The organism is Roseibium sp. AS2 (assembly GCF_038900065.1).
In the GTDB taxonomy this organism is placed as follows: domain Bacteria; phylum Pseudomonadota; class Alphaproteobacteria; order Rhizobiales; family Stappiaceae; genus Roseibium.
Genome location: NZ_JBBMQN010000001.1, coordinates 342,832 through 367,877 on the forward strand (window position 1 = coordinate 342,832; position 25,046 = coordinate 367,877).

Annotated in this window: 23 protein-coding genes; 8 read left to right on the forward strand and 15 right to left on the reverse strand. The window is 61.8% G+C overall.

Annotation, left to right across the window (positions count from 1 at the left end; genetic code table 11):
• Position 1 precedes the first annotated feature (1 nt).
• On the forward strand, positions 2 to 409 hold the full coding sequence (locus tag WNZ15_RS01560; RefSeq protein ID WP_342891171.1) for an MAPEG family protein: 408 nt from the start codon (positions 2 to 4) through the stop codon (positions 407 to 409).
• A gap of 36 nt (positions 410 to 445) precedes the next feature.
• Here the strand turns inward: WNZ15_RS01560 and WNZ15_RS01565 are convergent, their stop codons facing one another.
• The 5 genes from WNZ15_RS01565 to cysG all read right to left on the reverse strand — a co-directional run bounded on the left by WNZ15_RS01565 (position 446) and on the right by cysG (position 5,293).
• Positions 446 to 979: a DUF934 domain-containing protein gene (locus WNZ15_RS01565; RefSeq protein ID WP_342891172.1), complete on the reverse strand. Its 534-nt coding sequence runs from the start codon at positions 977 to 979 to the stop codon at positions 446 to 448.
• A 34-nt stretch (positions 980 to 1,013) separates the two neighbouring features.
• On the reverse strand, positions 1,014 to 1,775 hold the full coding sequence (locus tag WNZ15_RS01570; RefSeq protein WP_342891173.1) for a phosphoadenylyl-sulfate reductase: 762 nt from the start codon (positions 1,773 to 1,775) through the stop codon (positions 1,014 to 1,016).
• Positions 1,762 to 3,420, reverse strand: coding sequence for a nitrite/sulfite reductase (locus tag WNZ15_RS01575; RefSeq protein WP_342891174.1), 1,659 nt, complete (start codon positions 3,418 to 3,420; stop codon positions 1,762 to 1,764). Before WNZ15_RS01575 ends, WNZ15_RS01570 begins: the two co-directional genes overlap by 14 nt.
• Positions 3,421 to 3,509: 89 nt before the next feature.
• A complete protein-coding gene (locus WNZ15_RS01580) occupies positions 3,510 to 3,809 on the reverse strand; it encodes a DUF2849 domain-containing protein (protein WP_342891175.1) in 300 nt (99 codons plus the stop codon).
• A gap of 20 nt (positions 3,810 to 3,829) precedes the next feature.
• Positions 3,830 to 5,293, reverse strand: a complete 1,464-nt coding sequence (gene cysG / locus WNZ15_RS01585) for a siroheme synthase CysG (protein WP_342891176.1) — start codon at positions 5,291 to 5,293, stop codon at positions 3,830 to 3,832.
• A 273-nt stretch (positions 5,294 to 5,566) separates the two neighbouring features.
• Between cysG and WNZ15_RS01590 the strand changes: the two genes are divergently transcribed.
• A complete protein-coding gene (locus WNZ15_RS01590; RefSeq protein WP_342891177.1) occupies positions 5,567 to 6,067 on the forward strand; it encodes an invasion associated locus B family protein in 501 nt (166 codons plus the stop codon).
• Between the two features lie 61 nt (positions 6,068 to 6,128).
• Here the strand turns inward: WNZ15_RS01590 and WNZ15_RS01595 are convergent, their stop codons facing one another.
• Entirely contained in the window at positions 6,129 to 7,850 is a 1,722-nt protein-coding gene (locus WNZ15_RS01595) for a methyl-accepting chemotaxis protein (RefSeq protein ID WP_342891178.1), read from the reverse strand.
• A gap of 146 nt (positions 7,851 to 7,996) precedes the next feature.
• Between WNZ15_RS01595 and WNZ15_RS01600 the strand changes: the two genes are divergently transcribed.
• Positions 7,997 to 8,362, forward strand: a complete 366-nt coding sequence (locus WNZ15_RS01600; RefSeq protein WP_342891179.1) for a hypothetical protein — start codon at positions 7,997 to 7,999, stop codon at positions 8,360 to 8,362.
• 200 nt (positions 8,363 to 8,562) lie between these two features.
• Here the strand turns inward: WNZ15_RS01600 and WNZ15_RS01605 are convergent, their stop codons facing one another.
• From WNZ15_RS01605 to WNZ15_RS01615, 3 genes are all read right to left on the reverse strand, one after another.
• Entirely contained in the window at positions 8,563 to 9,945 is a 1,383-nt protein-coding gene (locus tag WNZ15_RS01605) for a S41 family peptidase (RefSeq protein WP_342891180.1), read from the reverse strand.
• A 66-nt stretch (positions 9,946 to 10,011) separates the two neighbouring features.
• Positions 10,012 to 11,193 (reverse strand): helix-turn-helix transcriptional regulator, encoded by a 1,182-nt coding sequence (locus WNZ15_RS01610; protein WP_342891181.1) that lies wholly within the window; start codon positions 11,191 to 11,193, stop codon positions 10,012 to 10,014.
• Between the two features lie 325 nt (positions 11,194 to 11,518).
• Positions 11,519 to 12,685: an acetyl-CoA acetyltransferase gene (locus WNZ15_RS01615; protein ID WP_342891182.1), complete on the reverse strand. Its 1,167-nt coding sequence runs from the start codon at positions 12,683 to 12,685 to the stop codon at positions 11,519 to 11,521.
• A 661-nt stretch (positions 12,686 to 13,346) separates the two neighbouring features.
• Between WNZ15_RS01615 and WNZ15_RS01620 the strand changes: the two genes are divergently transcribed.
• The gene (locus WNZ15_RS01620; protein ID WP_342891183.1) at positions 13,347 to 15,017 is read left to right on the forward strand and encodes an alpha-glucosidase family protein; all 1,671 of its coding nucleotides are present in this window, start codon (positions 13,347 to 13,349) and stop codon (positions 15,015 to 15,017) included.
• 84 nt (positions 15,018 to 15,101) lie between these two features.
• A complete protein-coding gene (locus WNZ15_RS01625; protein ID WP_342891184.1) occupies positions 15,102 to 15,890 on the forward strand; it encodes a glycosyltransferase family 2 protein in 789 nt (262 codons plus the stop codon).
• 23 nt (positions 15,891 to 15,913) lie between these two features.
• On the opposite strand, the gene WNZ15_RS01630 is transcribed toward WNZ15_RS01625, so the two are convergent.
• Positions 15,914 to 17,104, reverse strand: coding sequence for an HD domain-containing phosphohydrolase (locus WNZ15_RS01630; RefSeq protein WP_342891185.1), 1,191 nt, complete (start codon positions 17,102 to 17,104; stop codon positions 15,914 to 15,916).
• A 190-nt stretch (positions 17,105 to 17,294) separates the two neighbouring features.
• Here WNZ15_RS01630 and WNZ15_RS01635 point away from each other — a divergent pair, with 190 nt between their 5' ends.
• Both WNZ15_RS01635 and WNZ15_RS01640 read left to right on the forward strand, forming a co-directional pair.
• Entirely contained in the window at positions 17,295 to 18,545 is a 1,251-nt protein-coding gene (locus WNZ15_RS01635) for a TIGR03862 family flavoprotein (protein ID WP_342891186.1), read from the forward strand.
• Between the two features lies 1 nt (position 18,546).
• On the forward strand, positions 18,547 to 19,008 hold the full coding sequence (locus WNZ15_RS01640; RefSeq protein WP_342891187.1) for a YaiI/YqxD family protein: 462 nt from the start codon (positions 18,547 to 18,549) through the stop codon (positions 19,006 to 19,008).
• A 94-nt stretch (positions 19,009 to 19,102) separates the two neighbouring features.
• Here WNZ15_RS01640 and WNZ15_RS01645 read toward each other — a convergent pair whose 3' ends face one another.
• Positions 19,103 to 19,471: a BA14K family protein gene (locus tag WNZ15_RS01645; RefSeq protein WP_342891188.1), complete on the reverse strand. Its 369-nt coding sequence runs from the start codon at positions 19,469 to 19,471 to the stop codon at positions 19,103 to 19,105.
• 383 nt (positions 19,472 to 19,854) lie between these two features.
• Between WNZ15_RS01645 and WNZ15_RS01650 the strand changes: the two genes are divergently transcribed.
• Positions 19,855 to 20,067: a cold-shock protein gene (locus tag WNZ15_RS01650; protein WP_342891189.1), complete on the forward strand. Its 213-nt coding sequence runs from the start codon at positions 19,855 to 19,857 to the stop codon at positions 20,065 to 20,067.
• Between the two features lie 123 nt (positions 20,068 to 20,190).
• Here the strand turns inward: WNZ15_RS01650 and WNZ15_RS01655 are convergent, their stop codons facing one another.
• The 4 genes from WNZ15_RS01655 to WNZ15_RS01670 all read right to left on the reverse strand — a co-directional run bounded on the left by WNZ15_RS01655 (position 20,191) and on the right by WNZ15_RS01670 (position 24,989).
• Positions 20,191 to 21,846 (reverse strand): phospholipase D family protein, encoded by a 1,656-nt coding sequence (locus WNZ15_RS01655; protein WP_342891190.1) that lies wholly within the window; start codon positions 21,844 to 21,846, stop codon positions 20,191 to 20,193.
• A 194-nt stretch (positions 21,847 to 22,040) separates the two neighbouring features.
• Positions 22,041 to 23,084, reverse strand: a complete 1,044-nt coding sequence (choV, locus tag WNZ15_RS01660) for a choline ABC transporter ATP-binding protein (RefSeq protein WP_342891191.1) — start codon at positions 23,082 to 23,084, stop codon at positions 22,041 to 22,043.
• The gene (gene choW, locus WNZ15_RS01665; RefSeq protein WP_342891192.1) at positions 23,084 to 23,923 is read right to left on the reverse strand and encodes a choline ABC transporter permease subunit; all 840 of its coding nucleotides are present in this window, start codon (positions 23,921 to 23,923) and stop codon (positions 23,084 to 23,086) included. The genes choV and choW overlap by 1 nt, the downstream gene beginning before the upstream one ends.
• Positions 23,924 to 24,044: 121 nt before the next feature.
• On the reverse strand, positions 24,045 to 24,989 hold the full coding sequence (locus tag WNZ15_RS01670) for a choline ABC transporter substrate-binding protein (RefSeq protein WP_342891193.1): 945 nt from the start codon (positions 24,987 to 24,989) through the stop codon (positions 24,045 to 24,047).
• Between the last annotated feature and the right edge of the window lie 57 nt (positions 24,990 to 25,046).

Consider the following 25,046-nt stretch of genomic DNA (forward strand, 5'->3'; position numbering starts at 1 on the left):
GATGGATACGGTCTTCTCTTTGCCGATCACCACACTTTTCGTCGCCCTGTTCGCCCTCACCCAGATCCCGTTCACGGTGGCCGTCGGCATTCGCCGCGCCCAGACCGGCATCCAGTTCATGGACGGCGGGGATCCGGCGCTGCTCAAGCGCATGCGCGCCCATGGCAACTTCACCGAAACCGTGCCGATGGCCTTGCTCGCGATGGCCGCCGCCGAGCTGAGCGGCGCGCCCGCCGCCCTGCTTTGGGCCGGTGGCGGGGCGCTGCTTGTCGGACGCCTGCTCCACTACCGCACGCTGGTCACCTCGGGCTTCGGCAACGGCCGTGCAGTCGGGATGCTGCTGACCCTGGCGCCGCTGCTTGTCTTTCCGGTCTATGTGCTTCTGACCCTCGCCGGGATCAGGCTCTGAGCCCGGTGACAGGGCGAGACAAGGCGCCGTCGCCGGTTATTCGGCGGCGAGCGCCAGATCGCGCGGGGACCGCCGCGCCCAGGGGCGGGTGCCTTCGGGGATTTCTTCCACGGTGCCGACCGGCTGCAGGTATTTGGTGACTTCCGGCCACTCGCCGGCCTTCAAGGCCTTCAGGACCTCCGGCTTGGAGATCTCGAAGGACGACACGCCGCATCGGCGCGCCAGCGGCACCTGATCCAAAATGTATTTGCCCAGGGCGCGGATTTCGCCGGTGTAGCCGAGCTGCTCGCGCAGAACGCGGGCTGCCGAAAAGCTGCGGCCATCGGCAAAGCTGGGAAAATCGACGGCAACAAGCGCCAGGCGGTCCAGGAACGGAACGACGCCCTCGACGTCATCGCCCGCCTCGACAATCACCGCGGTACGCCAGTCGCGGCCGAGCCAGGCGCCGGTGTCATCCAGAAACTGGCTCAGGGGCACCAGCGCGTCACCGGCGATGGCGATGCCGGTTTCCGCGTCGGCCCTTGCCCAGGCTTCCTCGACGAACTCCCCGTCCTTGTAGATCGTTGTCATTCTCTGCGTCCTCAAAACTCGAATTCGGTGGCGGTCAGATGCCGCTGCCGTCAATTTCCTTGCCGTGGATCGGCCAGTGAATGCCGCATTCCGTCTTGTCCTGTCCGCGCCAGCGTCCTGCGCGCGGGTCCTCACCGGGAGCGACCTTGCTGGTGCAAGGCATGCAGCCGATCGACGGATAGCCTTGCGCGACCAGCGGATGCGTCGGCAGATCGTGGGTCTTGGCATAGTCCAGGATATCTGCCGCCGTCCAGTCCGCCAGCGGATTGACCTTGACCCGGCCTTCGTCGATCTCGAACGCGTCGAGAGCGGACCGGGTCTTGCTCTGGAACCGCTTGCGTCCGGAAATCCACGCTTCGAAACCGGTCAATGCACGCGCCAGCGGTACGACCTTGCGAATGTGACAGCAGGCGTCCGTGTCGCTCATCCAGAGCATGCCGGCGGGATCGGTCTCCGCCAGATCCTCCCTGGCCGGCTTGAAGGTGCGCACGTCGGTCAACCCGAGCTGCTCGATCAGCTGGTCGCGATAGAGTATCGTGGCGGGAAACAGCTTGACCGTGTCGATGAACAGCACCGGCGTGGACGGATCGATCTGCGCCACCATGTGCAGCAGCACAGCGGAATCAGCGCCGAAACTGGACACCATGGCGATGCCGCCGGCAAACTGGTGCCGAATGGCGGCCAACAGGATTTCCTGCGCGGTCGCGTCCTCGAACTGGGAATTCAGAGCGGCGACTTCCGCCTGCAGTCCCAGCTCCGGATCAACCCCCAGGCTGAATGTCTCATGCAGCGCCATACAGGGCCTCCTTGAAAGGATCCTCCCCGACCCGGCGATAGGCTTCCAGGAAGGTTTCCTGCTTGCCGGACCGCAGACCGAGATAGGTATCGACCAGCTTTTCGATCGCATCGATCACTTCTTCGGACGAAAATCCGCGGCCGACGATTTCACCGATGGAGGCGTTTTCGTTGGCCGAGCCGCCGAGCGTCACCTGATAGAATTCCTCGCCCTTCTTCTCCAGGCCGAGAATGCCGATATGGCCGACATGGTGATGGCCGCAGGCGTTGATGCAGCCGGAGATCTTGATCTTCAGTTCGCCGATCTCCGCCTGCCGTTCCGCCGTGCCGAAACGCTCGGAAATGCGTTGCGCCACCGGAATGGACCGGGCCGTCGCCAGCGCGCAGAAGTCCATGCCCGGGCAGGCGATGATGTCGGTGATGAGACCGGCATTGCCTTCCGCGATGTCCGCCGCGACAAGCTGATCGAAGAGTTCGGGCAGATCGTCCAGCTTCACATGGGGCAGGATGACGTTCTGCTCGTGGGAAATGCGCAGTTCGTCATGGCCGAAGCGCTCGGCAAGATCGGCGATCGCATCCATCTGGGCATCGGAGGCGTCGCCCGGAATGCCGCCGACCGGCTTCATGGACAGTGTCACCGACGTATAGCCCGGCACCCGGTGCGGGTTGAGATTGTGGGCCACGAACTGGGCGAAGGCGGCATCCGTGTCCTTGCGCGCGTCCAGCGCTTGCGAGACGGCGGAGCCGACTTCCAGCGGCGGCGGCGCGAAATAGGCCTCGATGCGGCGTACTTCCTGGTCCGGCAGACGCAGGACACCGAAGCGGATCTTTTCGAATTCTGCCTCGATATCCGCCTTCAGGTCTTCCAGCCCGGTCTCGTGGACCAGGATCTTGATGCGCGCCTTGTACTTGTTGTCGCGGCGGCCATAGCGATTGTAGACGCGCAGGATCGCTTCCGAATAGGCCAGCAGGTCCTCTTCCGGCAGGAAGTCGCGCACCTTGCGGCCAATCATCGGCGTGCGGCCGAGACCGCCGCCGACATAGACCACGAACCCGATGCCGCCAGCCTCGTCGCGGGTCAGCTGCAGGCCGATATCATGGACCTGGACAGCCGCACGGTCGTTCGGCGCGCCGGTGATGGCGATCTTGAACTTGCGCGGCAGGAACGAGAATTCGGGATGCAGCGACGACCACTGGCGCAGGATTTCCGCATAGGGGCGCGGGTCGGCGATCTCGTCGGCGGCAGCGCCGGCGAAATGGTCCGCGGTCACATTGCGGATGCAGTTGCCCGAGGTCTGGATGGCGTGCATCTCGACTTCCGCCAGCTCTTCCAGGATCTTCGGCGTGTCTTCCAGCTTCGGCCAGTTGAACTGGATGTTCTGGCGCGTGGTGAAATGGCCATAACCCTTGTCGTAGGTGCGGGCGATATGGGCCAGCTTGCGCATCTGGCGGCCGTTGAGCGTGCCATAGGGGATGGCGACCCGCAGCATGTAGGCGTGGAGCTGCAGATACAGACCGTTCATGAGACGCAGTGGCTTGAACTCGTCCTCGGAGAGTTCACCGGCGAGACGGCGGCGGACCTGGTCCTTGAACTGGTCGGTGCGCTGGCTGACGAAACTGGCGTCGAATTCATCGTAGCGGTACATCTTGTTCTCCTTTGCGGGCGCTGCCGTCAGCCTTCGGGCATTCCTGGCGCAGCCCTGACATCGTCTTTGAACTTCAGGGTCTTTGAACTTCAGGCGGACACGGCCTGGGCCTGCTTGCCGAAATGCGGGTGGGTTGTCGGGCCCTTCGCCCGGATCTTTTCACGCAGACGCACCGGGACGATGACACCGTCCGCTGCTGTGACATCCATTTCGTAGACGCTGACGACCTGCTGGTTCCGCTCGGCTTCCAGACCTTCGGCCAATCCGGCGGCGACGGCTTCTTTGCCCTCGAAGATCTTCGCGAGCGTGATCAGCTCGACCCAGGTTCCGTTGTCTCCAAGCCAGACGACATCGCCGTTCAGCAGGCGGTTGGCGGTAATGACTTTCATGGCTATCACTCTCTCAGGTCTCAGGCCGCCACACCCCGGGCCGCTTCCAGCGGCACCAGAGGTTCAGCCTTGTCCAGGGCGGCATGACCGACGGCCTCGCCGATCACGATCAGCACCGGCCCGTCGATTTCCGCGCGGTTCGACAGCACCGCGAGTTCGGACAGGGTTCCGGCAAATTGGCGTTCATCCGGATGCGCCGCGTTTTCAATCACGGCCACCGGGGTATCCGGTCTCAAACCCGCACCGATCATCTTTCCGGCCACATCCGCAGCCACGGTCCGGCCCATGTAGACCGCGACCGTCGCGCCTTTCAGCGCAAGGCCGGCCCAGTCCGGCAGGGTTTCGGACCTGGCATTGTGACCGGTAGCGAAAACAAGATTGGATGCGACACCTCGCAAAGTCAGCGGGATCTGCGCCGACGCCGCGGCAGCGAAGGCCGCCGTGACACCGGGCACGATTTCAAAGCCGATGCCACCGTCGCGCAATGCCTGCATTTCTTCCGCCGCCCGGCCGAAGATCATCGGATCGCCTGCCTTGAGGCGCACGACCTTCCGGCCCTCGCGGCCCAGCTTTACCAGCAGGTCGCAGATCGCGGACTGGGGCACCGAATGCGCGCCCTTGCGCTTGCCGACCGAAACCCGCTGCGCATCACGCCGGCCCATGGACACCACCCCGGCGGGCACCAGCGCGTCGTGGACAATGACGTCGGCCTCCTGCAGCAGGCGCTGCGCCCGCAATGTCAGAAGATCCTCGGCTCCGGGTCCGGCGCCCACCAGCCAGACAAAACCGGGTTCCTCGGCCACGCAGTTGAGAAGGCGCTGGGCTTCGGAGCGGGCGGCACCGGACTTGCCGGCATAAAGATTGGCGGCGACGGCACCTGAGAAGAACCGGGCCCAGAAACCGCGACGCTGGGCGCCGTCGGGTATCATGCCGACCGCGGCATCCCGGAAACTTTCCGCAAGACGCGCCAGCTCACCGGTCGCCCGCGGCAGCATCGCCTCGATCCGCGCGCGGATGTGGCGCGACAGCACCGGCCCGACACCCGTCGACGTGATGGCGACGGCGATGGGCGCGCGGTTCACCAGGGCCCCGGTGTAGAAATCGCAAAGATCGGGCTTGTCGACCGCATTGACGGGCACACCCATGATCCGGGCGGCGTTGACCACGGCCGCGTCCAGATCCATGTCCTCGCGCGCGGAAAAGACCAGCGCGGCCCCGTTGAGATGCGCCGGGCGGAAGTCTTCGGCAATATGGTCGGCCTGATAGAGAGCGATGGCGTCCTGAAGGTCCGCGTCCACGTTTCTGGAAACAACAACGATCCGGGCGTTGGTTTCGCCCAGCAGACGGACCTTGGCCGCAGCTTCGCCGCCGTGACCGACCACGAGCACACGCCGCCCGGACACCTTCATGAAGGCCGGGAACACGTCGAGCCGGTTTTCCGGCTTTTTCAGTGTGTTGTGCAGTTTGCCAGTGCGCGCCGCCATCTCAAGGGTCTCCAATCCCAATTCGAGATGCTTAATGTAAAGGCCCGCCCCCGCCGGCGCCGGGCACCGGGTTTCAAAGGCTCGGCAACAAGCGGAATAGTTTTTTGCGCTGAGCCGGTTTGACCAATTCCAATTCCCGTTGCTCTTGCGTCCTTCCGCAAGCTGCACGTACAACACGCTCAGCCATCCGGACCTGGCATTGCGGCAGGTGGCGATTTCTTCACGTCCGACCACGGTTTCACCGGACGCTCGGCACAAACAGAGCGAAGACCCATGCAATTCATCAAAACAGGTATTGTTCTGTCGCTGGCTTTCGGCCTGGCGGCGGTGGCACAGTCGGTGCGTGCGCAGCAGGCAGACGAGGACGCTCACTGGCAGACACGGTGCGCCGGTCCATCGAGATCAGCGGAGGCCCTCACTTGCGAGGCGAGCGCAAGCGTGCGGATGAAGGATAGCGGTCAACTGGTGTTCAAGGTCGACCTCGTCTTCCCCGCCGGCAAGGCGGCGCCGGTTCTCCGCCTGCAGGCACCGCTCGGATTTTATCTGCCCGGCAAGATCAGGCTCGGCGTTGACGGAAAGCCGGTGAGCGAACTCGAAATCGGCACCTGCGACCAGCGCGGCTGTTTTCTGTCCACCAGCGCAACACCGGAATTGATCGCCGCCATGACGGCAGGCGACGCGCTGCAGATCGACTTCGCGCCCGCAGCCGACCGCAGGCAGACCATCGAACTGCCGCTTGCCGGCCTCGAGCGGGCGATCAACGCCGTTCAGTGAGCATTGCGCAAAAAAAGCCGGCGGTTTCCGCCGGCTTTTTCAACGTCGTATCGCAGGTTGATCAGGCGGCGAAGGCCTTGATGAAATCCTCGATCTGATGGGTGAGCGTCTGGGTCCGCTGGGCGACCAGATTGACCGCCTGACTCACTTCTCCCGCCGCATCCTTGGACCTGACCGAGTTTTCCTCCAGGCCCGAGACGCTCTGGCTGGCGTTCTGGGTGCTGGTCGATGCCTCGTTGACACCGCGGGCAATTTCATCGGTCGCCGCGCTCTGCTCGGTAACAGCGGAGGCGATTGCGGTGGTTTCGGTCGTCACATTCCCCATGATCTCGGTGATCTGCCGAATGGACTGGGCCGCCTCGCTGGTCGCTTCCTGAATGGCGGCGATCTGCTGCGTGATGCTTTCGGTCGCCTGGGCCGTCTGGGTCGCCAGTTCCTTGACTTCCGAGGCAACAATCGCAAAGCCCTTGCCGGCCTCGCCTGCGCGTGCCGCTTCGATCGTGGCATTCAGGGCCAGAAGGTTGGTCTGTTCCGCGATTGTTGAAATCAGCTGAACCACTTCCCCGATTTCCTGCGCCGCGGTCGACAGTGTCGCAACCTTGTCGTTGGTCGCCTGGGTCGTTTCAGCCGCTTCCCTCACGACAGCGGTGGTCGATTCGACCCGCTGGTTGATTTCCCCGATCGAAGCGGACAGTTCCTCTGCCGCGGAGGCAACGGTCTCGACATGGCTCTGGGCGGACGTCGATGCGTGCGATGCACCTTCCGCATGCGCTGTCGTATCGTCCGCAACGCTGCTCAGCATTCCAGCCGTGTCCTCGAGCCTGGACATGGTCCCGGTCACATCGACAATCAATTCCGAAACACCGGTGCGGAAAGAGGTCACCAGTTGTTCGCGCTCCCGCATGCGCTCAATTCTGTTCGCGTCCTCGACTTTTTGGGCCGCCACCAGTTCCTCGCGTTGTGCCGCGCCGTCACGCAGAACCAGGATCGCTTTGGCCAACCCGCCGATTTCATCGGGCCGCCGGCTTTCGGGAAGATCGACGCCGTAGTCTCCTTCCGCGAGACGGCCAACAGCCTTGGCGAAGGCGCCGAGCGGCAGAATGACGGCACGCATGATGAACCAGCCCGCGACGCCGAGGGCCGCCAGGACAAGGAAGAGGTTGGCAAAGGTCATGTAATCGGCGTTGGCCGCAGCCGACTTGTAGCTTGCGACTTCCTCGGCCAGGGAGGCGCGCTCGCGTGCAAGGTGTTCCCGGTGCAGGTCCAGAACGGCTTCAACCGCTTCGGTCAGGTTTTCGGCCGCGCTGTCGAAGCTCGCCATGAGCTTGTTGCCCTGTTCCGGGCCGCCTGCCACATAGGCGTTCGCCATGGTCTGGCCGGCATCGTAGTAGGCCGGGAAACGGGATTGCACTTCCGCCAACTGAGCGGACAGGTCGGTGTATCCCAGTTTGTCGGCAAGGGCTGTTGCCTTGACGCTGTCCGCCTCGAAGCGTTCGGCAAACTCGGCGGCCACATCGAAGCCGTCGTTCAGTCCGTCGAGCCCGCGGGTTGCGGAAATATCGGTCAGCCATTGCTGCACCTGAACGACATCGAATTGCATGTTCTGCAAGGAAACCGCCAGATTGATCCCGTCGGTGGCGAATGTCTCGGCGCCATCGCGCAGCCGGCCTGCATTCTCTTCCAGGGTCTCCTGATTGACAATCATCCCCAGACTGAGTGCGGTCACCACGACGAATACGGCGGCAATGATGACCAGCATCTTTGACTTCAATGTTTTTACCACTGTCATTTCCCTCAATGCTACAGCAATCATGCAACTTGTATGCGGATACAACCACTGATCATTGAGATAAGACGAAGATGGTAATATTTTTCTTAAGGGCGCCGCCTTTTAAACTTAAGATCGATAAGTAGAAACTCTTACGCCGAATGGCTGTCTTCAAACAGGAAAGGCCGGACATTGCCGGCCTTCGGTCGTGGTCGCGCTGCTTCGACGAGAGCATCCTGCGCCGGCACGAACGCATGATGCTCTGCCGCTTCCGGATCGATGGGCTCCGGGACATCCGTTCGAAGCCTAGGAATGCCGGCGGTGCCTGCCGTCCATACGCAAGGACGACAAGCCGGGCCTTGCGCCTACTTCATCGCCTGCATGACGGAGACGAAATTGGCGGCGGCGGTGTCTTCGTGTATGGCGTCGCCGATACCTATGTCAGTGAAGGCGGCGGCGCTCCGGTGTTCCCGGTCGAATTGACGGATCCGGACTTTTTCGCTGCCGTTGCCGGCGCAGCGGAATAGACCTTTGCCGAATGTTCAGACACATCGCCTCCCTTGCCATTGTGCCAAGATCCTGAACGGGTGCTCCGCGACTTTCCCCAAGGGGACTCACTCTGACCGGATGTCATCATGCCCTCCGCGTTCGACCAAAGCGCCGTCAGGATACGAAGATGCTTGGCAATCAAATCGCCAAGCATCCAGGATAAATTGTGCGGTCGATGTCAGTTCCGCTCGGCAAGCTCCTCGATCAGGTTCACATGCGTCTGGATTGACGCCACATCGCCAAACACATTCATTTCGGTATCAGGCTGAATGCCGCGGCCTTCCCAGAACCGCCCGTCATTGTCCACGTGCACTTCATTGGCCAGTGACAGATACCAGCCGTTTGGCAGTGTTCGTCCGACAATATCCGATGGTGCACCGCGGGTGGCCTTGCCGACATGCCTGACGTTCGGCAGCGCGCGCAGCGACAGCACGAGCACTTCAGCCGCACGCACTGTGATGCTGCTGGTGAGAACTTGGACGGGGCCCTCGAACCGGGTTCCGTCGCTCGGTGTAAGAGTGACCTTGGTCCTCGGAGAGTTCCTGGCATCGGCGGCATATTTCTCGTAAGCCTGAACCGGCTTTGAGGCAAAGCGTTCCGCAATTGCGCGGGCGACAAACTCGTAACCGCCGAAGTGATTGTAACCGCCGACATTTGCGCTGAGATCAATGATGACGGATCGCACGCCGGATGTCTGGAAGAGCTGCATAATCTCTTCCATGATGGCATTGGTCGCGGCCAGTTCCTCGTCGGGTGACGCTCCCCTTTGACCATAATATCCGACGGTCGCAAGTGCCAGGTAGCCCGTGTCGCCGTTCAAGACGCCGTACTGGATGCGTTGATTTCCGACAACGCGGCCTTGTCCACCCAGAATTGTCTTCGGTATACTGTCGTACCAGAAGCTTTCGAAAAATGCTGCGGTCACCTCTTTCTGGGGTATTCCCATTGTCTTTGCTTCCCGGGAAAGCTGATTGAACGTGTCATCAGGGTGAGGTTCGAAACGAATGAACTCATCTCCAATCCGTGCGGTGAGGTCCAGGTGACCATCCTGCAGCGGTGCCATCATTTGTTTGAACACCTCGAAAAGCTCCGCATCTGACATTTCGGTCCGAATTCTTTTCCGGGCAGATGCCACGGTCGATTGCCAGTCAACACCATAAAGGCCGTGGAACGGGTAGTTGTGCTCAAAAAAAGCCGCGAACGCCGCAAAATTGGCTGCGGGTGTGTTTTCGGCCGATGCCAGGCATGAAACGGGAAGTGCATCAAGCCGATCGGCCCGGATCCGGTGCTGCGCAATTGGCAGTGTAACGGTGGCAGTATTGCCGTCCCTGGCCATGACAAGCCGGCTGTTGTCGATCAAGTCGGAAAGCGCTTCAGCGTCGCCGCTTTCCTCAATGCAGATGTCGCCGGCCACCTGATAGAATTTAATGTCGCCGTCTTTCACCTCAGCGACTGTGCCATAACCGTCGGTCTGCCAGACACCGTTGAACTCGGATGGAAGATCCGAAAGTGCAGGTGTCGCAGTCAGTGCTGTTGCAAGAAAAATGTGTATTCGTTTCATAGGGTTTTCTCCGGTTGAGAATTCGCCGGATAGGCCCTGTCGCCACGATGTGTCGTCCGTTTCAGCTCAGACGGACAGATTTCTTGCAAGTTTTTCGGGTGTACCCTGTGCCAGTCGGTAGGCTGTCGGCGTCTGATCCGTAACTTTCTTGAACGCCTTGTAAAAGGAAGAGCGGGAGTTGAAACCGGCCTCAAGCGCGATTTCCAGGATCGAGGCTTCTCCGCTCCTCAGATTGATCTTTGCCGCTTCAATCCGGTAGCTGTTCACAAAGTCGAAAAAATTCTGACCAATCGCCTCGTTCAATACCTGAGATATGTAGTTCTCGCTCACACCGATATGCCGCGCGAGAATCCAGAGCGAAAGATTTGGGTTGAGATAGAGCTGGTCGACCGTCATCGCCTTGCGGAGTTTGCCGGAGATACGATCGACGGCGTCTTCTGTAAGGGCCGAGTTCGCATAGCGCTGTTCCCTCGCCCGCTTTTCGTTGTCTGCAGGCCTGAGCCCCGGTCGTTGCCTCAACCCCCAGGCAGCCATGATCGTCTGCAGCGACAAGTTAAGCAGATAATATGCCGAACTTGGGAGCCCGCCGTAGTCCGGGACGATCAGGCTCAGGAGTGATGATATCAGGCTCAGAACCCAATAAAATGCGCTGGCGCCGATCACAAAGGCAATCCAGCGTAACTCCCTGCTCTCGTTGCTTGCGAAAAGATCCTTCAAGCGAATTCGATAGGAGACCAGCCGACTGTAAACCAGCAATATGTAGACACCCCATTGCAGCTTGATGGCCACGTTTACAAGCGCCCTGAACACCCAGTTTATTGCGGTCGCCGACTGTTGCAGGGCTTGTTCGGAGAGTCCAACCAGTTGCAGTTCCGCCTCGATCAGGTAAAGCGCAATCGAAACGCTCGTCAGAAGTGTGAAGGCAGGCAAGAACATGTGCCAATAGAGATGCTTCGGAAGACCATCCTCTTCTGAGGTCAGCATCCAGACGTAAAGCCAGATCAGGGGGGTGACGCACGCCATGGCAACCAGCCACAGCGCCTCCAGCAGTGTCGCACCGACCGCGCCGGAAACGATCAATTGCAGGGCAGTCGGCAACTCCGTGACTGCCGCTGCCAGAAAAAAAGCGGCAAGGACCCGGAACACGTTTTTGTTTCGGTCCTGTATCAGACAACACAGGGCTCCGAACAATGGCACCGTCATCGCCATCGTGGAAATCAAAACCAGCATATGCGTTGAAAATTCCATTTGAACCAACCGAGCCCGGTCAACACTTTGCAAGCCGTATCAGCTCCGCGCCATCAAATGCCAAAACGAAATGGCAAGATCGTGTCCAGGCACCCTGCTGCATTCAAGGAAGTTCTCCGCGCCGGAACGGTCGGTTATGGCGCAAGAAACACAATTGCCGGACCGGAGTGTCGGTCTTCATCGACACTCCGGTCCGGCAATTGTTCGAATGCTTAGGTTGCCATTTCGGGCTGTTTCTTCAGGCGTCTCTTCTCAGTGTTCCAGATCATCGCCCGCTGGTCAGGGCTGATCGAAATCACCGCCGCTTGCGACGAAAGCGATCAGCTTACTTCATCGCCTGCATGACGGAGACGAAATTGGCGACGGCCGCGCCGCCCATGTTGAAGATGCCGCCGATTTCGGCGTTCCGGACCTGAATGTCCCCGGCGGTGCCGGTGAGCTGCATGGCGGTGAGCACATGCATGGACACGCCCGTGGCGCCGATCGGGTGGCCCTTGGCCTTCAGGCCGCCGGAGGGGTTGATCGGCAGCTTGCCGTCCTTCTCGGTCCAGCCTTCCAGAATGGCCTTCGCACCCTGGCCTTCGCCCGTCAGCCCCATGGCCTCGTATTCGATCAGCTCCGCGATGGTGAAGCAGTCGTGTGTCTCGACGAAGGAAAGATCCTCCAGCGCCAGGTTGGCGTCACCGAGCGCCTGGCCCCAGGCCTTGGAGCAGCCCTCGAATTTCAGGATGTCGCGCTTGGACATGGGCAGGAAATCCTGCACGTGGGCCATGCCCCGAAAAGCCACAGCCTTCTTCATGCCGAGGGCCGTCGCCGGATCGGTCAGGACCAGCGCGGCGGCACCATCGGAGACCAGCGAACAGTCGGTGCGTTTCAAGGGGCCAGCGACAAACGGGTTTTTCTCGGATTCCGCCCGGCAGAACTCGAAGCCGAGATCCTTGCGCATCTGGGCGTAGGGATTGCTGACGCCATTCCTGTGGTTCTTGGCGGCGATCTTGGCCAATGCGTCGGACTGGTCACCGAATTTCTGGAAATAGGCGTCGGCGATCTTGCCGAAGACCCCGGCGAAGCCCGCCGGAATATCACCCTCTTCCTTCAGATAGGACGCTTTCAGCAGGTTCTTGCCGATTTCCGGCCCCGGTGTCGTGGTCATCTGTTCGACGCCAACCACAAGCACGAAACGGGCGTCGCCGGAAGCAATGGCGCGCACGCCCTGATGCACGGCGGCCGAACCGGTTGCGCAGGCGTTCTCAACCCGGGTCGCGGGCTTGAAGCGCAGTGCCGGGTCGGCCTGCAGCACCAGCGACGCGGTGAAATCCTGGGGTGAGAACCCCGCGTTGAAATGACCGAGCAGGATTTCGTCGACATCTTCCGGCGCGATGCCGGCATCGTTGATGGCGTCCACCGCCACCTTGACGATCATGCTCTCGACCGTTTCTTCCGCATGTTTTCCGAAAGGCAAATGCGCCCATCCCACCATGGCTGCCGTCATGACACTTCCTCCAGTTTGTTCCCGGCAAGCAACCGCCGCGGGCGCTGCGCCCGGATGTTCAAATCAGATGCGCGAATCTGTTTCGCTGTCCAGGCGCGCACATCCGATATGGGGTCCACCTTGCCGAGGTGCTATGTGTGGCTGGACAGTTCCAGCTTCCATGGCGCTTTGCAAGAGGAAACTGACCTAAACGTCATGACACCCATTTTTCGTTTTTAAGTTCAATATCTTATTATATGGTCAAAGCGACCACACATGGATGCTGCCGCCCGTTCGCCGGATCAGGCCTGCCGCCACGCTCGCCTGCGTCCGGGATTTGTTCACATGCCTGACATGCTCGCCGGTTAAGGCTTGGGCGTTCCGGACAAAATCGTGTTTTTGCACTTTTCAGATTTTCCACCGGCCCTGCTCCGCGGGGCCGGTTTTTGCTTTCGGATCGCCCATGCCGCCGAAAGCCGGTTTCGAACTCCGGTTTAGCTTCCGGCCCTGCTTCCGGTTTTTGTCAATCGGACGACTTTTTCAATGCTTGTCCCTTGACCTGCCGGGTCACCGGAGATAGCCATTCAAAGCGCTTTGAAACACAAAAATCCGCCTTTTACAGTCGGCCCCGGCGAGAATTCATCGGGATTGCGGACGAATTGGCGGCGCACGGAGACAGGCAATGCCACAAGAAGCCGAAACGGGCCTGGAAGCAAATGTACCAGCCAGCATGACCAAGGACCCGGACTGGTGGAAGGGCGCGGTGATCTACCAGATCTATCCCCGGTCCTTCAACGACACCAATGGTGACGGCGTCGGTGACCTGAACGGGGTGCGTGCGCGCATGGACTACATTGCCTCGCTCGGCGTCGATGCCATCTGGTTGTCGCCCTTTTTCACATCTCCCATGGAAGACTTCGGCTACGACGTGTCGGACTACGAAGGCGTCGACCCGATGTTCGGCAGCCTTGCTGATTTCGACGACATGCTGGCCGCCGCTCACAAGCGCGGACTGAAGGTGATCATCGACCTGGTGATCTCGCACACGTCCGACCAGCACCCCTGGTTCAGGGAAAGCCGGTCCTCGAAGGACAATTCCAAGGCCGACTGGTTCGTCTGGGCCGATGCCAGGCCGGACGGCACGGTGCCGACCAACTGGCTGTCCATCTTCGGGGGGGCCGCCTGGGAGTGGGACAGCCGCCGCCGCCAGTACTACATGCACAATTTCCTGGCCAGCCAGCCGGACCTGAATTTCCACAACGCGGAGGTCCAGGACGCCGTGCTGGATGCGGCCAGGTTCTGGCTGGACCGGGGCGTGGACGGTTTCCGCCTCGACACGGTGAACTTCTACTTCCACGACGCGCAGCTTCGGGACAACCCGCCGATGGGCGCCGGCGACACGCCGTCCACCGTCGATCCGTCCAATCCGTATGGCTACCAGGATCATCTCTACGACAAGACCCGGCCCGAAAACCTGGTCTTCCTGGAACGCATGCGGGCGCTGCTCGATGCCTATCCGGGCACGACCTCCGTCGGCGAGATCGGTGCCGACGGCCAGGCAGTGGAACTCACGGCCGCCTACACGGAAGCCGGCAAGCGGATCCACATGGCCTACAGCTTCGATCTGCTGACAACACAGCATTCCGCGTCCCATATCCGGCGGATCGTCGAAGAGATGAATGCCGGGATCGGCGATGGCTGGGCGAGCTGGGCGCTTTCCAACCACGACGTCGTGCGGGTCGGCAGCCGCTGGGGCGACGGTCTGGACCTGAACCGGTTCGCGCCGCTGGCAACCGCGCTCTGCGCAAGCCTGCGCGGCAGCCCCTGCCTCTACCAGGGCGAGGAACTGGGCCTGACCCAGGCGGATGTTCCATTCGAGAACCTGAAGGACCCTTACGGCATCCGTTTCTGGCCCGACTACAAGGGCCGGGACGGCTGCCGTACACCGATGCCGTGGGTGAACGACAACGCCCATGCGGGCTTCTCCGATGCCGACCCCTGGCTGCCCGTCGCCGCCGAGCACCGCGCGCGGGCAGCGTTCGAACAGGACAGGGACGCGACCTCGATCCTGAACCGCAACAGGGCCTTCTATGCCTGGCGGCAGGATCACCAACCGCTCAGAAAGGGCGACATGACCTTTCTGGACAGCGACGGGGAGACCCTCGTGTTCACCCGGACCTATCAGGGCGAGACGATCCTGTGCGCGTTCAACCTCGGCGCAGAACCGGCCGAGGTCACGGTGCCGGACCTGGCTCTGGAAAACATCGACGCGCCGGGCTTTACCGGCACGATCGATGGCGCGCGGATCTCTCTGAACGGGCTTGACGCGGTCTTCGCCCGGGCGAAGCGCTGATTTCATCTCTTCAATTTGCTTCCCGGCGCGGCTAAATAGACGCGCCGGGCTGTTCCGGCCACGTTCTCAATCGCCGGAACTTTCATGACCGACCGACTGCCCCTTTCCGTCTTCATCATCGCCAGGGACGAGGCCGACCGGATCGCCAGGCCGATCGAAAGCGTGATCGGCTGGGTCGACGAGGTGATCGTCATCGACAGCGGCTCCAACGACGACACGGTTGCCGTCGCCGAGCGGCTTGGTGCCCGGGTCATTCCTAATGACTGGCCGGGCTACGGCCCGCAGAAACGGTTCGGCGAAGACCAGTGTCGCAACGACTGGCTGCTCAACCTGGATGCGGACGAAGAGGTGACGCCGGAGCTCGCCGATGAAATCAGGACCGTCTTCGCCGAGGGCAGTCACGCCCGGGCCGATGGCTGGCGCATCATGATCCGCGACATGTATGCCCACGAGACGGCACCGGCGCCCTGGGCCTACGGCTATCACCAGATCCGGCTCTACGACCGCCGCAAGGGCCGCTTTTCAAGTTCGACCGTCCATGACACCGTCCGTCCGGAGCCGGGCGCGCGGATCGCCGATCTTTCCGGGATCATGGCGCACCGGTCGATCCGCTCGCTCGATTTCCAGGTCGGCAAATACAACCGCTATTCGGGAATGCAGGTCGCGGACATGCGCGCCCGCGGCCGCAGACTGCCGAAATTCCGCCTGCTGAGCGAGTTCCCGGTCAGTTTCCTCAAGGCCTATGTCGTCCGCAGATACTGGAAATACGGCTGGTGGGGCTTCATTCTTGCCATGAACTACGCCCATGCGCGCTTCCTGCGCGTCGCCAAGGCCCATGAGGCCGAGCTTCTGGAGCGCACCCGTCCCTCCTGACATTTGAGACCGCAGAAGTACCGTTACACCGGTTCCTTGACCACCTTTTCGACCTCGTGCCGCTCTACCAGCAGCGGCTGGCGCACGCCGGAGGCCTGGTGAAAGTGTTCCAGACGGCGGATCGTCGTCGGCGTCAGCGTGTGTCCGCGCGACAGCACCAGCTCGTGATTGGATTCAGTGAGGGCATCGTCCAGCAGAATGTCGCCCGGACGGAGCGAGCGGATATGGCATTGGGCGACATGCTTCTTGCGGGACTCCGGGAGATCGTCCACCAGGACGGTCATCGCAAGGGCCAGAAGTTTTGGATCGTATTTGCGGCGGTTTATGGCCAGCGCCTCGAAGGCGGCCGCGTCCGGACCGCTGTCCGGGCTGGCATACCACAGATCGGTCAACAGCTTGATGATGCGGGCCACCATCGGGATGTCCTCGCCGACGGGCCCGTCTTTCGGAAATCCAGAGCCGTTGAAGCCCCGCCCCGACAGGTAGAGGTATTCGGACACCTTTTCGAGCTGGGGAATGTTCTTCAACAGGTCCCTTGTCTGGACGGGGGCCCGGTCGAGAATATCGCGTTCCTGCTCGGTCAGGCTGCGGGCGGCGCGGTAGCGGGCCAGGATCTGTTTCGGCAGCAAAGCTTCGCCGATCGGCGACAGCATCACCGCCATCTCTAGCTCCCAGGTCTTTTTCATGTCCAGCTGTTTCGCCAGTTTCAACGCCTGTTTGCGCACGGTGCCGGTGCGCCGGAAGGCGTCCGGGTGAAAAAGGGCCATCATGTCGATCAGAAGCTTGACGGATCCGGCCAGGGTCCGCTCCAGAAGCGCCCTCTCCTTGGCGAGCTGGCGATGATGGTACAGGGCCGCTTCCATGGCGGACTTCAGATCCCCCTGCTGACAGGGCTTTTCCAGATACAGGAAGGCGTGGCCTTCATTGATCGTCTTCTTGATGGCCTCTGCAGAGGTCTCCCGGGTCAGCATCACGCGGGTTGCCAGCGGCACGATCGTTTCCGCGGTGCGCAAGAAGGCGGTGCCCCCACGGCCCGGCAGATTGAAACAAGTAAAGACAACAGCGGTACCGTGGTTTTTCTTGAGAAAAACCAGCGCCGGATCGGATTCGGAAAAGCAGACGACCTTCATCTGCGCGCCAAACAGGCGTTGGAATCCTGCCTGGACGTCCAGGTCAGGATCCGCGACCACAACCAGGTCCGCAATCTTGTCCATATACGGGTCCCCTTCTTGTGCGATGACGCGCCATGCGGAAGTATCCGCGTGTAACTTCCGCAACAGCATCTCATGAGAGAGATAACAAATACTTGAGGAATTACTCAGGATTTAAGGCCGGGATTCATCAAACTTCCGGCGATCTGATTTCCCGGTGGTGTTCGGCCCGAAAGCTGACCTATAAGGCCCCATGCTTGATGTCCTGATTGTTGGAGCCGGCCCGGCCGGACTGTTCGCAGCGGACCGTTTGTCCGCAGGTGGCGCCACCGTAACCGTGGTGGACCGGATGCCCTCGCCCGCGCGCAAGTTCCTGATGGCCGGGCGCGGCGGCCTCAACCTGACCCACAGTGAGGACCTGACCGGTTTTCTGGCGCGCTACCGCGAGGCCGAACCTTTTCTCGCACCGATCATCCGCGCGTTTCCGCCGGAGGCGTTGGCAGACTGGTGTCACGATCTTGGAGAGGAAACCTTCGTCGGCAGCAGCGGCCGGGTATTTCCGAAATCGATGAAGGCCTCGCCCCTGTTGCGCGCCTGGCTGCGCCGCCTGGATAAAAACGGCGTCCGCTTGCTGACACGGCACATGTTGACAGGCATCGATGAAACCGGCACGGCGCACCTTCAGGCGGAAGAGGCTGCGCCAGCCCCCTTTCCCGCGCGGGTGGTCCTACTGGCACTCGGCGGCGCCAGCTGGCCCAGGCTCGGGTCCAACGCCGCCTGGGTTCCGCTGCTTGAGGCGCGCGGGATCCGGGTCAATCCGTTGCAGCCGGCCAATTGCGGATTTCAGGTCGACTGGAGCGCCTTTGTGAAGGAGCGTTTCGCCGGCACGCCGCTCAAACGCATCGCCCTGAGCCACGGCACGGAAAAGATGACCGGTGAGCTGGTGATCTCCGAACAGGGCCTTGAGGGCGGCGCCATCTATGCCCTGTCTGCGGCCCTGCGGGAGCGCATCGCAACCGAGGGCGAGGCCACGCTTGCCATTGATCTGCGACCGTCAATGAGCCTCAAAGACCTCACCGGAAAACTGTCCCGTCCACGCGGCAAACAGTCCGTCGCGACCTTCCTGAAAAAGTCGATCCGGGCCAAGCCGGTCGAACTGGCCCTTCTGCATGAGTGTTTAGACCCGGCCGGAGAACTGACAAAGAACCTTGCTGGAGGCCTGCCCTCGGACCCGGCTGCGCTCGCACAGCGGATCAAGGCCGTCCCGATCCGCTGCCTTGCGCCCTATGCCATCGACCGGGCCATCTCCTCGGCGGGCGGAATCGCGCTGGACGAGCTCGACGACGCGCTGATGCTCAGGAAACTGCCGGGTGTCTTCGCCGCGGGCGAGATGCTGGACTGGGAAGCGCCGACCGGCGGATACCTGTTGCAGGCCTGTGTGGCGACAGCCGCGCGCGCGGCCGCAGGCATCGCCGCCTATCTGAAGACCGAAGGAGGCCGCTGACATGACCGTTCTTTACGTGGACGCGGATGCCTGCCCGGTGAAAGACGAAGCCGTTCGGGTCGGCGAGCGGCACAAGGTACCGATCAAGTTCGTTTCCAACAGCTGGATGCGGCTGCCCGAGGGCGACCTGATCGAACGGGTGGTGGTGCCCGAGGGCCCGGACGTGGCGGACGACTGGATCGCGGAGCGCGCTCAAACGGGCGACGTCGTGATCACCGCCGACGTGCCGCTGGCCGCGCGCTGCGTCAAGACCGGTGCCCTGGTGATCGGACCGACGGGCAAGCCCTTTCGCGAGGACGCCATGGGCATGCGCCTTGCCATGCGGGATCTGAAAACGCATCTGAGGGAAATCGGGGAGATCAAGGAAGGCGGGCCGGCTTTTTCCAAAGCGGACAGGTCGCGCTTTCTCAACCAGCTTGAGACCACCATGCGGGCAGCCAAAAGAATGACCGGCGCCGGTTGAGTCGGACAAAAGAAAACTCCCTGCAAGGCGGGGAGGAGATCACCTTGCAGGGAGGAGCCGGATTGACGCTTGCGCGCCGATTGCGCCCCGGCTGTTAGCGGCAGAACTTGTACTGACCGGAATAGGCCAGAAAATACCCGTTTTGCGGATTGAAAGACCGGTACTTGCTGCTGCAGTAGTTGTACCAGGCAGGCGACCATGGGGCCGGGCGATAGGAAACCACCGGAGCCGGACGATAGACCGGCCGCGGCGCGTGGTATCGGTGCGGCGCATGGTAACGCGGCCCATGATGGCGCGGCTGGGACAGGGCCGAGCCCAGAATTGCGCCTGCCGCGAGGCCACCGGCGATCCCGACACCAACCTGCCAGCCTTCGGCGGCATTGGCGGATCGGGTCTGCGTTGCAAGGGTGGCACCGGCAACAAGAGCCAGCGCGACGGTGGTGTGTGCAAGTTTCCTGAACATGACGGTGTCCCTTCTGTTTGTGAGGCGTGTCCTGTTCGCCTCTGCTCATGAAACCAAGATAGGGATGGCGCGGCAGGATCGCTGTGACCGGGGTCACAGCCGGTAGCTTTCAGGTCAAGGGCCCGGTTTTGACGGGAAAACGGCCAAAGCACGGTCCCTCACAAGTTTCGCTTGCCGGATTTGCCAGTGGCGCTTACATTGATTTTATCGGTGCGCATTGTGCCGTACGGGACTGACGTAAAGACCCGGTTAGACTGACTTCGGCAAGTGCTTCATTTAGCGTTGCTCTGAAATTCCAAGCTTTCCGTTTCTTTTTGACCTCTCGTTTATCCGCACCTTGCCGGAACCGGGAAGGCGCGCACACCCAACGGAAAGGTTTCTCCATGCGTGAGAACGGCACCATCAAATTCTTCAACCACGACCGTGGCTTCGGCTTCATCACGCCGGACGATGGCGGCAAGGACGTGTTCGTGCACGTGACCGCCTTCGAACAGGCCGGGATCGGAACGCCGGTCGAAGGCGCCAAGGTTTCCTTCGTCGCCGAAGACGACCGCCGCGGCCGCGGCAAGCAGGCCGCCCAGCTCGAGCTGGTCTGATCTGACAAGACCTGCCAACCTGCAAGTCCTTGGAAACGGAGCCGTCAGGCTCCGTTTTTGTGTCTGACGATGGTTTGCGGGCCGGTACCACGGAGGCAGGAGCGTGCCGCCACACGCCCGATATCACACCATGTCGTGCGGAACGATCGGCCAATACCGTGCGAATTTTCTGGCCTTTTCCAGCGGATAGGCGACCACCTGGGCACTGCCCTCCCCGTCCGGGCCCCTGTCCGCCGCGGCCCGCCACATCTGCAAGGCCGACGCTCTGGTCACGGTCAGCTCTTCCTGGTATTCGCGCCGCAAGTGCTGTTGCCACAGCGTTCTTTGAAACTCGGTAACGCCGGCGGCATTTTCCCACAACAGTCCGGCTTCCCGGTCCCAGCGAAGGCTGCGGCCATTCAGATTTGCAGAGGAGACGAGCGCCGTCTCGCCGTCGGCAATGGCAACTTTCGCATGCACATAGGCGATTTCCTGGCCCTCGACCGCATCGCGTTCGCCTGTCTCCGTTCCGGGCGTACCCCGTGTCAGGCTGAAGAAGCCGCACCGCTCCCCATACGCCGCCCTGATCCGGTCTATCGCCCTGACTTGCAGCCACTCCCCGTGCCGGACCGACAGGCCGCGTTCCCCATTGAACACGACCTCGTCCGTGGCAGCGGGCAAAAGCACGATCAGATGGAGACCGGGTTGCGCCCGTCCTGCCGTCACCAGGGCGTCCGTCAGGCGGCGCGAACGCAGGAACTGGGATTCCAGATACAGGCAGTCGCGGGCGTTGCCGATCTGCTCCAGATGGGCCGTTTCGATCTCGGTGATATCCGGCCGCGGCCCGATGGACAGCCAGGAACGCGACCGCATCGAGCTGGTGCGTATCAGGCGCAGGCAGGGCGATTGAACGGTCGCTTGCGCGTCGGTGCGCGGCGCCGGGACGGCCGGTTTCACCGGAGTGGCCATGTCCTGAGCGTGTGCCCCCATCCGAGTCATGCGAGCGTTGAATCGGGGCACCTCAAAGTTCCAGCACGTGTTGAAATGATCCCGCACATCCTCCGCGACGTCGCCGGAGACCGAGAGGCTGACGTCATGCCAGGTCTGCCCGGCCGGACGCGTGTGGTCGGGATCGTCGTAGCGGCGCTCGTCCAGATCCAGTCCACCAACGATCGCGTGGGCACCGTCGGCGACGACAAATTTCTGATGGTAGGTCGCCGGCCACATGCGCGGTGGTCCGCCGAGCGTCCGGCCCGGCTGCCCGCCCCGATCCCTGAACAGCCGCCAGGACTGAAAGCCGACGCGGCCGGCTTGGCCGGATCCGGACGCGATCTTCTCTGCCCGGGCTTTCAGAAACGGCCATAGCCCAAGACGCACCAGCCAGCCGAATTCGCCTTCGTGCAGGGCGGCCATCGCCTGGAACCTGTCCGTGTCACCGGCCTCGGCGACTGCGCGCGCGAAACCGTCCATGGCCGCCCAGGTCCGCTTGTGAAGCTCATGCGCGACCACCGGCTCGAAATCCGTCAGCAGGAGCCGGACGGATGTTCCGTTCGCGGTCTTGTAGGCAATCAGGTCCGACCATGTTTCAAGGTTCAGGGCCGCCGACTGCGCGGAACGCAAGCGGGTGCGCGGATCGAAGATCCGAAATCCGAAACACAGGTCCGAGCGCGCTGCCAGCGCCAGCTCCTCGATGGCCGGAAACGCCTGGCTGGCTTCTATCAGCGGCCGCACGCCGACATCCGCCCGCCTGGGATACAAGTAGGCGCCGGGCGCAGTGTTCGTCGCGGCACTTGAAGTCATCCGGCGGCGTTCCGTTTTCTGGACTTTTGGTCGAAAGGTCCTTTAGGGAACGGCCAAACTGCCGGGAAGTTGCCTTGCCTGCGGCGGAAACCTCAAAAAAACCCAGGCGCTGGCAAGCCTCATCCTTGGGCAGGTCCCGGGGCGCAAGGGAGGGAGGAACCGGCTCCGCCTTTTCCCGGTCCTTGCGCGTGTCCTCAGAGCATACAGTCCAGCAATTCCCGTTCGCCAATCACACCGACAATCGCCCCGTTCTTCATGACCACGACCGGTTCCGCGCTGGTCTGTTTCAGGCGGGCGACTTCGCGGATCGGTGTGTTGGCATCGCAGTTCAGGGCGCTTGCCAGCGAACCGGGCAAGCTGCCCGGAGGCACCATGACGTCGCGGGCCCTGAGAACGTTCAGCGGGTTCATGTGACCGACGAAATCGGCAACATATTTTGTCGCCGGCTTTTTCACGATCTCCTGCGACGTGCCGAGCTGGATGACGTGGCCGCCTTCCATGATGGCGATGCGCGAGCCGATCTTGGCCGCTTCGTCCAGATCGTGGCTGACGAAGATGATCGTCCGGTTGAGTTCTTTCTGAAGGTCGAGCAACTCGTCCTGCAGCTTGTCGCGGATCAGCGGATCGAGGGCCGAGAACGGCTCGTCCATCAACAGGATCGGCGCGTCCGTGGCGAACGCCCGGGCAAGGCCGACACGCTGCTGCATGCCGCCCGACAGCTCATGGACATATTTTTCACCCCAGCCGGTAAGGCCCACCAGTTTCAGCTGGGCCGTGACCTTCTCTGCGCGCTCCTTGACCGGCACGCCCGCCAATTCGAGGCCGAAGCCGACATTTTCGGCGACCGTGCGCCAGGGCAGAAGACCGAATTGCTGGAACACCATGGCGATGCGGTGCCGGCGCAGCGCCCTCAGGTCGTTTTCCGAACAGGTTTCCGGGTTCACATAGCCTTCCCCGTCGCGCACCTGGACCTCACCCCGGATCACCGGGTTGAGCCCGTTGACCGCGCGCAGCAGAGTTGACTTTCCCGAGCCCGACAGACCCATCAGCACGATGAGTTCGCCTTCGAAAATATCGAAGCTGGCACCGGCAACGCCAAGGATCTGGCCGGTTTCGGCCTGGATCTCCTGCCGGGACCTGCCCGCGTCGATCAGCGGCAGGGCAGAGTGGGGCTTGTCACCGAAGACGATGTCGACATCCTTGAAGGAGACGATAGGCGTCTCATCGGAAGTATTCATCACTTGCCCCCCTCATTCGCGCGGAAGAACCGGTCGAGAACGATGGCGATCAGGACGATGCAGACACCGACCTCGAAGCCCTGCGAGATGTTCATCGTGTTCAGCGCGCGCAAGGTCGGGACGCCAAGACCGTCGGCTCCGACAAGCGCGGCGATCACCACCATGGAGAGCGAGAGCATGATCGTCTGCGTCAGGCTCGCCATGATCTGCGGCAGGGCATAGGGCAGTTCGATTTTCCAGAGCAGCTGCGTCCGGGTCGCACCGAAAGCCTCGCCCGCCTCGAGCAGCGCCGTCGGCGTGGAAGCGACACCGAGCTGGGTCAGGCGGATCGGCGCAGGGATCGCGAAAATCACGGTGGCAATCAGCCCGGGCACCATGCCGAGACCGAAGAGGATCAGCGCGGGAATGAGATAGACGAAGGTCGGGATGGTCTGCATCAGGTCCAGCACCGGACGCAAGGCAGCATAAAAGCGTGGATGGTGGGCGCCAAGCACCCCCAGGGGCACACCGACCGCCATGCAGACGACGGAGGCGGCCAGGACCAGCGCCAGAGTCTCCGTGGTCTCTTCCCAGTAGCCCTGATTGATGATCAGAAGGAGCGAGACGGCCACGAACACGGCAAAGGTAATTGTCCGGTGCACCGCATACCCGAGCACGACGACAATGGCGACGACGACCAGTGGTTGCGGGGTCTGAAGAAGCCACAGGATGCCGTCGATCAGTGTCTCCAGGAAAATCGAAATGCCGTCAAACACCCAATCGGCGTTGTCGGTGAGCCAATCGACCAGGGAGCGCACCCAGGGTCCGATCGGCAACTTGTCGTCCGTCAGCCAGTTCAACCCGCCGCCCCTTCTTGATTCTGTGGAAGACAACGGGACACCGGCCGAAACGATCATGCATCAATCCACGTTCGCCTGAACGCGGGATGCGCGAGACCGGTGCCCCGTCAGACTCTGTTTTCTAGAGGCCGAGAGCGCCCTTGACGGCCGCGAAGCTGTCGCCGCCATCGAAAGTCTTGACGCCCACGAGCCAGTTTTCGAAGGTCGCCGGATGCGTTTTCAGCCAGGCGGCGGCAGCCTTGTTGGGATCCTGACCGTCGTTCAGGATCGCGCTCATGATCTCGTTTTCCATGGGCAGCGAGAATTCCAGATTCTCCAGCAGCTTGCCGACGTTCGGGCATTCCTTCACGTAGCCGGCGCGGGCGTTGGTGTAGACCGTCGCACCGCCGTAATTCGGGCCGAAGATGTCGTCGCCGCCTTCAAGATAGGCCATCTCGAACGTGGCGTTCATCGGGTGGGGTTCCCAGCCGAGGAAGACGATGTCGTTGTCGCGTTTTCCGGCGCGCGCCACCTGGGAGAGCATGCCCTGCTCGGAGGATTCCACCACCTCAAAGCCTTCAAGGCCATAAAGGTTCTCGTCGATCATGCCGATGATCAGGCGGTTGCCGTCGTTGCCCGGCTCGATGCCGTAGATCTTTCCGTCCAGATCGTCCTTGAACTTGGCGATGTCCTGAAAGCTCTTCAGGCCTTTGTCGTAGGTGTATTTGGGAACGGCAAGCGTGTATTTCGCGCCTTCCAGATTGGCCCGGACCGTCTCGACGGAGCCGTCTTCCCGATAAGCCTTGATGTCACCTTCCATGGTCGGCATCCAGTTGCCGAGAAAGACATCGATGTCCTTGTTCTTCATGGACGCATAGGTCACCGGCACGGACAGGAGCTTGACCTCGGGCTCATAGCCCAGAGCTTCCAGAACCACCGAAGTGGCCGCCGTCGTCGCGGTGATGTCGGTCCAACCGACGTCGGAGAAACGGACAGTCTTACAGGTTTCGGGATCATTCGCGAGCGCCGTGCCAGTGAGCATCAACCCAAGCGCAAGTCCTCCAGCGAGTTTCGCTGCAATTTTCATTGGAATACCTCCTTTGGAAAGTCGGCTTTGTCTTTAAAGCCGCAAGATGTTTGCCGC